The sequence below is a fragment of the Flavobacterium sp. genome (assembly GCF_003525665.1).
Classification (GTDB): domain Bacteria; phylum Bacteroidota; class Bacteroidia; order Flavobacteriales; family Flavobacteriaceae; genus Flavobacterium.
This window is the reverse complement of the sequence record NZ_DQDX01000051.1, coordinates 40,451-46,749: the sequence shown is the minus strand read 5'-3', so window position 1 is coordinate 46,749 and position 6,299 is coordinate 40,451. Positions and strand designations below refer to the sequence as shown.

The window sequence follows — 6,299 nt, the reverse complement described above, 5'->3', positions numbered from 1 at the left end:
AATTTTTTAAATCATATTCTGTTTCTATTCTATTTTCAACATATTTGTCCCTTTTGTTTTTTTTGTATTTAGTGTAAAATTTTAGGGTGTTACTTGAAAGTACTTCTTCATAATAACCATTTACATTGTCATTTTTTATGGACGTATTGTAGTTTAAATTAACGAACTTTTTGCCTTTAAAAACAAAAGATTTGTTGCGTTCTTTAATTAAAATCAAAGAGTTTCTGTCGTTTTCACAGTACGGTTTTATCAATAATGCATCTTGAAGTAAATCATAGTTGATGCAAACTGCTGTGTAATATTGATTGTCAAATTCGACTTCGCCAATATTAAATTTTTCATTCTCAAAATAACGATTTGTTTTATTATCCGTTGGGTAGACATCGTTAAAAAGTAATCCATTATTTAAGCCTAAATTTTGTTTTCCAATTTCAGAGTCAAACCAGTTAAATAATTTTTCATCTGCCGAATTTTGGCAAAAAGCACTATCTGTAGTGAACGCAACTAATAATAAAATGATTTTTTTTAGCATAAGTAGTTTGGTAGGATGGTAATTTATTATCAAAAATAGTATTAATTTACTTACAATTTAGTTAAAATAAATTATTTAACACTTCGATTTTGTGTGTTCATCGAAATTCCACGGATTATCTTTAATAGAAAAACCCTAACTAAATAAATAGTTAGGGTTTCAATTTTGTAGTAATTTTAATTACTATAATGTTTTGTCGTATTCTCCGTCTTTTGGTTTTAATGTTCCAACTAGAATTCTAACGAAATCAATTAAAGTCCAAATTCCTAAACCACCTAAAGTTAAAATTTGAACAATACCTTGCCAAGTGTATCCAAGATAAAATCTGTGAATACCGATAATACCAACTACCCAGCAAAGGATAAGTGCTACTAACTGGCTTTTTTCTCCAGAACCAACAACTGCAGGAGAAGTTAATTCTTCTTCTTTTTGGTTCTCTACAACTGTAGTTTGGCTTGTTGTTACTTTTTGCACTGGGAAAGAAGCAAAAACAGGCGTTGATGAAAGCATAAATAATGCGATTAACGAAAATAATAATTTTAATTTCATGTTTTAAATGTTTTATATTTGCTCAAAAATATAAAAATATTCGTATGAAAAAAATTTTTTCTATTATTATTTTAACGTCATTTTTCTCTTTTTCTCAAACCAAATATGAATTTTTTGGAACGCTAAAGTTGAATGGAAAAAACAATACTTTAATTTCTTATAGAATAGTTTTTTCTGAAACTAGTGGTAAGATAAAAGGATATTCGGTAACAGATTTGAGTGGTAATTATGAAACCAAAAATGAAATTTCGGGTACTTATAATAGTAAAACTAAAGAATTAAAATTTAAAGAGGAGGATATTTTATATACAAAATCTGAATTGAAAGAAGAGGTTTTTTGTTTTGTAAACTTTTCTGGAAAATATAATTTATCTAATCTAGATGCAAAACTTGAAGGCGCATTCAAAGGTTTTTATAAAAATAAGACAAAATGTATTGATGGTACTTTAATTCTTGTTGGCTCAAAAAAGATTGAGAAAAAAATCAATAAGTACACTAATAAAGTTCAGAAATCTAAGTTATTTAGCAAAGAGGTTAAAGAAAAAGTTAAACAATCATCGATCCTTGATAGCTTAAAAGTTAATACATTAACAAAAGATCAAAATCTTAATGTATTTGTAAATTCTAATGAAATTCAAGTTGAAATTTGGGATGCAAAAATTGAAGATGGTGATAAAATAGATGTCTTTTTAAATGGTAAAAGAATTATTGATAATTACACCGTAACCAATAAAAAGAAGGTTTTTACTTTTAAATTAAATGACGAAAAAAATGTTTTTAGGATTGAAGCTATTAATGAAGGAGAACGAAAACTCAATACTGCAATGATGCAATTGATTGATAAAGATAGAACTTTCGAGCTTACTACAAACCTCAAAAAAGGAGAGAAGACTTCTATAACAGTTGTAAAAAAGTAAATACTAAAAATCAAAAAGCCCAACTTAAATTCTCAAGTTGGGCTTTTCTACTATATAAAAATCTTATTATTCCGCTTTTGGAGTAATTTTATTTTCTTCTCTTGGAGGTCTTGGTAAAAGTGCTTTTCTAGAAACTTTTTCTTTTCTAGTTTTAGGATCAACTCCTAAATATTTCACCATAAATACGTCACCCATGTTTACAACATCCGCAACATTTTCTGTTCTTTCCCAAGCCAATTCTGATACGTGTAATAAAACTTCGTTTCCTGGAGCTGAAGTATATTCTACAACCGCACCAAAATCTAACATTTTAATTACTTTCACTTCATAAGCTTCACCCATTACTGGTTTGAAAATGATTGAGTCAATTTTAGCTAAAACTGCTGCAATTCCGTCTGGATCAGTTCCAAGGATTTCAACAACTCCTTGTTCGTCAACTTCGTTGATTACAATTGTAGTTCCAGTAGCTTTTTGTAATTCTTGAATCACTTTTCCACCAGGTCCGATTAACGCACCAATGAAAGCACCAGGAATAGTTCTCATAATGATTTTTGGAGCATGAACTTTTACATCTGCATTTGGTTGCGCTAATGTTTCAGTTAATTTTCCTAAGATGTGTAAACGTCCATCACGAGCTTGAGCTAATGCTTGCTCCATGATTTCATATTTCAATCCGTCAATTTTGATGTCCATTTGACAAGCTGTAATTCCTTCAGAAGTTCCAGTTACCTTGAAATCCATATCTCCTAAATGATCTTCATCACCTAAAATATCAGATAAAACTGCAAAACGTTCTCCGTCTGTAATCAATCCCATAGCAATTCCAGAAACTGGACGAATCATTTGAACTCCAGCATCCATTAAAGCTAATGTTCCAGCACAAACAGTTGCCATAGAAGACGAACCGTTAGATTCTAATACTTCAGAAACAATTCTGATTGTATAAGGATTTTCAGCAGGAATCATGTTTTTTAACGCACGTTGTGCTAAGTTTCCATGACCAACTTCTCTTCTGGAAGTTCCTCTTAACGGACGAGCTTCTCCTGTTGAAAATGGTGGGAAGTTATAATGTAAATAGAATTTTTCTTCTCCTTGTTCTGATGGCGAATCAATTTGGTTCGCTTCTCTAGATGTTCCTAAAGTTGCTGTTGCCAATGCTTGAGTTTCTCCACGTGTAAACAATGCCGAACCGTGAACTGATGGTAAATAATCTACTTCACACCAAATTGGGCGAATTTCTGTAGTTTTTCTTCCGTCAAGACGCGTTCCTAAATCTAAAGTTACGTTACGAACTGCTTCTTTATTGGTTTTGTAGAAATATTTAGAAACTAAATCTCCATTTTCTGCCAACTCTTCTTCAGTAAATAATGCTTTTACTTCTTCTTTTACAGCATCAAATGCAGCTGAACGTTCGTGTTTAGCCGAACCTTTACTTGCAATTGCGTAAATTTTATCATAAGCCGCTTCTCTTACTTTAGCGTAAATAGCGTCATCAGATTTTTCTTTTTCGTACGTACGAACTTCTTTTTTTCCAAATGCTGCTGCCAATCTTTCTTGTGCATCAATTTGTACTTTAATATGTTCGTGAGCAAATTTAATGGCTTCTACCATTTCTTTTTCTGAAATTTCTTTCATTTCTCCTTCTACCATTGCGATAGAATCTCTTGAAGCTCCAATCATCATATCAATATCTGATAATTCTAATTGAGCACGACTTGGATTGATAACGAATTTACCGTCAATTCTTCCAACTCTAGCTTCAGAAATTAAAGTTTCAAAAGGAATGTCAGACAATGCAAGTGCTGCCGAAGCTGCTAAACCTGCTAATGCATCTGGCATAACTTCATCATCATGAGACATTAACTGAATCATAACTTGAACTTCTGCATGGTAATCTGATGGGAAAAGCGGACGTAAAACACGGTCAACTAATCTCATTGTCAACACTTCGCTATCACTTGGACGTGCTTCTCTTTTAAAGAAACCACCAGGAAAACGACCTGCTGCAGCAAATTTTTCACGATAATCTACCGTTAACGGTAAAAAGTCGATACCTGGACTTGCTTTTCTTGCGGAAACAACTGTACCTAAAATTACAGTTTTTCCAATTCTTACTACTACAGAACCATCAGCTTGTTTTGCTAAACGTCCTGTCTCGATTGTGATGCTTCTGCCATCACCTAAATCGATGCTTTCTACAAATAATTGTGGAATCATAAATTAATTCTCTAAGTTAAACATGGGTTCTAGTTGTGTTGTTGTTTGTGTAGTTGTTGCCTAAAACCCAATGAAAAACTAAACTTTTTTCTATAAACGATGCAAAAAAAAAGAGGCGCGTGAGCACCTCTTTTTATGTATTATTTTCTAATACCTAATTCTTTAATTAACTCACGATATTTTACAACATCTTTCTTTTTCAAGTAGTCAAGAAGAGATCTTCTTTTACCTACTAAAAGAACTAATGAACGCTCAGTATTATAATCGTGACGATTTTTTTTCAAGTGCTCTGTTAAGTGAGAGATTCTAAATGTGAAAAGTGCTACTTGACCTTCTACAGAACCTGTGTTTTCAGCTTTTCCTCCGTGTTTAGCGAAGATTTCAGCTTTTGTTTCTTTACTTAAATACATTCCAATATTATTTTAAATGATTATTATGTATGAAAAAGGATTTTCCTAATTCGTGTGCAAAGGTAAAAATAATTACGAATTATGAATTATAAATTGTGAATTATTTTAGATTTAATTTGAATTAAACCGCAACAACTCCTTTAATATGGGGATGAGGATCATAACCTTCTAATGTAAAATCTTCAAAAGTAAAATCGAAAATGTTTTTCACAGTCGGATTTAATATCATTTTTGGAAGTGGTCTTGGTTCGCGTGACAATTGCAATTCTACTTGCTCAAAATGATTGTTGTAAATGTGTGCGTCGCCAAAAGTGTGAATGAATTCGCCAACTTGTAAATCACAAACTTGTGCAATCATCATGGTGAATAGAGCGTAAGAGGCAATATTGAATGGAACGCCAAGAAAAATATCAGCACTTCGTTGGTATAATTGACATGATAATTTTCCTTCTGAAACATAAAACTGAAAGAATGCATGGCATGGAGGCAAAGCTACTTTTCCGTTTTCGATATTTTCTGCAAATGATTTGGTTGTGTCTGGTAAAACCGATGGATTCCAAGCAGAAACTAACATGCGTCTGCTGTTTGGATTGGTTTTTAAAGTATCGATTAATTCTGTTATTTGGTCGATTTCTTCGCTGTTCCAATTGCGCCATTGGTGACCATAAACCGGACCTAAATCGCCGTTTTCGTTTGCCCATTCGTCCCAAATTCTAACGCCATTTTCTTTTAAGTAACCAATATTAGTATCGCCTTTTAAGAACCAAAGCAATTCGTAAACAATAGATTTTAAATGTAACTTTTTTGTTGTAACCATTGGAAAACCTTCTGCCAAATCAAAACGCATTTGGTAGCCAAAAACACTTTTGGTTCCCGTGCCAGTTCTGTCGCCTTTTTGAGTTCCGTTTTCTAAAACGTGCTTTACTAGGTCGTGGTATTGTTTCACTTTAAAAAGGTTTAAAAGATTATGGTTGAAAAGTTTCGGGGTTCNNAACCCGAAACTCGGAACATTCACACTGTTTACGATTCGCGTTTAGAAATTTCGTCTCTAATTCGGGCTGCTTTCTCATAGTCTTCATCCTGAACTGCTATTTCTAGAAATTCATGAAGTTCTGATAAACTGAATTTGTTGTATCCGTCATTTGATTTTTCATCGTCAGATTCCATGCCGAAGGTTTCTGGAGTTGAAAGTACACCTTCATCTTCATTATTTTCGGTTTCTGATGGATTGGCGTTTAAATAAATTCCGGCTTTGTCTAGAATGTTTTTATAGGTAAAAATTGGAGCAGAAAAACGCAATGCCAAAGCAATAGCATCGGAAGTTCGAGCATCGATTATTTCTTCAATTTTATCTCTTTCGCAAATGATACTTGAGTAGAAAACGCCGTCAACTAATTTGTGAATGATAACTTGTTTTACAACGATGTCAAATCTATCGGCAAAACTTTTAAATAAATCGTGAGTTAATGGACGTGGCGGTTTTATTTCTTTTTCTAAAGCGATTGCAATAGATTGTGCTTCGAATGCTCCAATTACGATTGGTAGTTTTCGTTCGCCATCAACTTCGTTCAAAATTAATGCATAAGCACCATTTTGTGTTTGACTGTATGATATTCCTTTTATTGTTAGTTTTACTAAACTCATATTATTTTGTTTTGCCACAAAGGCGCAAAG

General features: G+C 32.6%; 7 protein-coding genes. 1 reads left to right on the top strand and 6 read right to left on the bottom strand.

Annotation, left to right across the window (positions count from 1 at the left end; genetic code table 11):
- Nucleotides 1–532, bottom strand: a 532-nt coding sequence (locus tag DIU01_RS03645) for a hypothetical protein (protein ID WP_290831887.1), incomplete at its 3' end; no start/stop codon positions are given.
- A 183-nt stretch (nucleotides 533–715) separates the two neighbouring features.
- The gene (locus DIU01_RS03640; RefSeq protein WP_290831886.1) at nucleotides 716–1,081 is read right to left on the bottom strand and encodes a TM2 domain-containing protein; all 366 of its coding nucleotides are present in this window, start codon (nucleotides 1,079–1,081) and stop codon (nucleotides 716–718) included.
- A gap of 44 nt (nucleotides 1,082–1,125) precedes the next feature.
- Between DIU01_RS03640 and DIU01_RS03635 the strand changes: the two genes are divergently transcribed.
- On the top strand, nucleotides 1,126–1,998 hold the full coding sequence (locus tag DIU01_RS03635) for a hypothetical protein (protein ID WP_290831885.1): 873 nt from the start codon (nucleotides 1,126–1,128) through the stop codon (nucleotides 1,996–1,998).
- A 66-nt stretch (nucleotides 1,999–2,064) separates the two neighbouring features.
- Here DIU01_RS03635 and DIU01_RS03630 read toward each other — a convergent pair whose 3' ends face one another.
- The 4 genes from DIU01_RS03630 to DIU01_RS03615 all read right to left on the bottom strand — a co-directional run bounded on the left by DIU01_RS03630 (nucleotide 2,065) and on the right by DIU01_RS03615 (nucleotide 6,269).
- Complete coding sequence (locus tag DIU01_RS03630; RefSeq protein ID WP_290831884.1) at nucleotides 2,065–4,215, bottom strand: polyribonucleotide nucleotidyltransferase; 2,151 nt, start codon at nucleotides 4,213–4,215, stop codon at nucleotides 2,065–2,067.
- Between the two features lie 140 nt (nucleotides 4,216–4,355).
- The gene (gene rpsO, locus DIU01_RS03625; RefSeq protein WP_290831883.1) at nucleotides 4,356–4,625 is read right to left on the bottom strand and encodes a 30S ribosomal protein S15; all 270 of its coding nucleotides are present in this window, start codon (nucleotides 4,623–4,625) and stop codon (nucleotides 4,356–4,358) included.
- A 121-nt stretch (nucleotides 4,626–4,746) separates the two neighbouring features.
- Complete coding sequence (locus tag DIU01_RS03620) at nucleotides 4,747–5,571, bottom strand: thymidylate synthase (protein WP_290831882.1); 825 nt, start codon at nucleotides 5,569–5,571, stop codon at nucleotides 4,747–4,749.
- 74 nt (nucleotides 5,572–5,645) lie between these two features.
- The gene (locus DIU01_RS03615) at nucleotides 5,646–6,269 is read right to left on the bottom strand and encodes a bifunctional nuclease family protein (protein ID WP_290831899.1); all 624 of its coding nucleotides are present in this window, start codon (nucleotides 6,267–6,269) and stop codon (nucleotides 5,646–5,648) included.
- Between the last annotated feature and the right edge of the window lie 30 nt (nucleotides 6,270–6,299).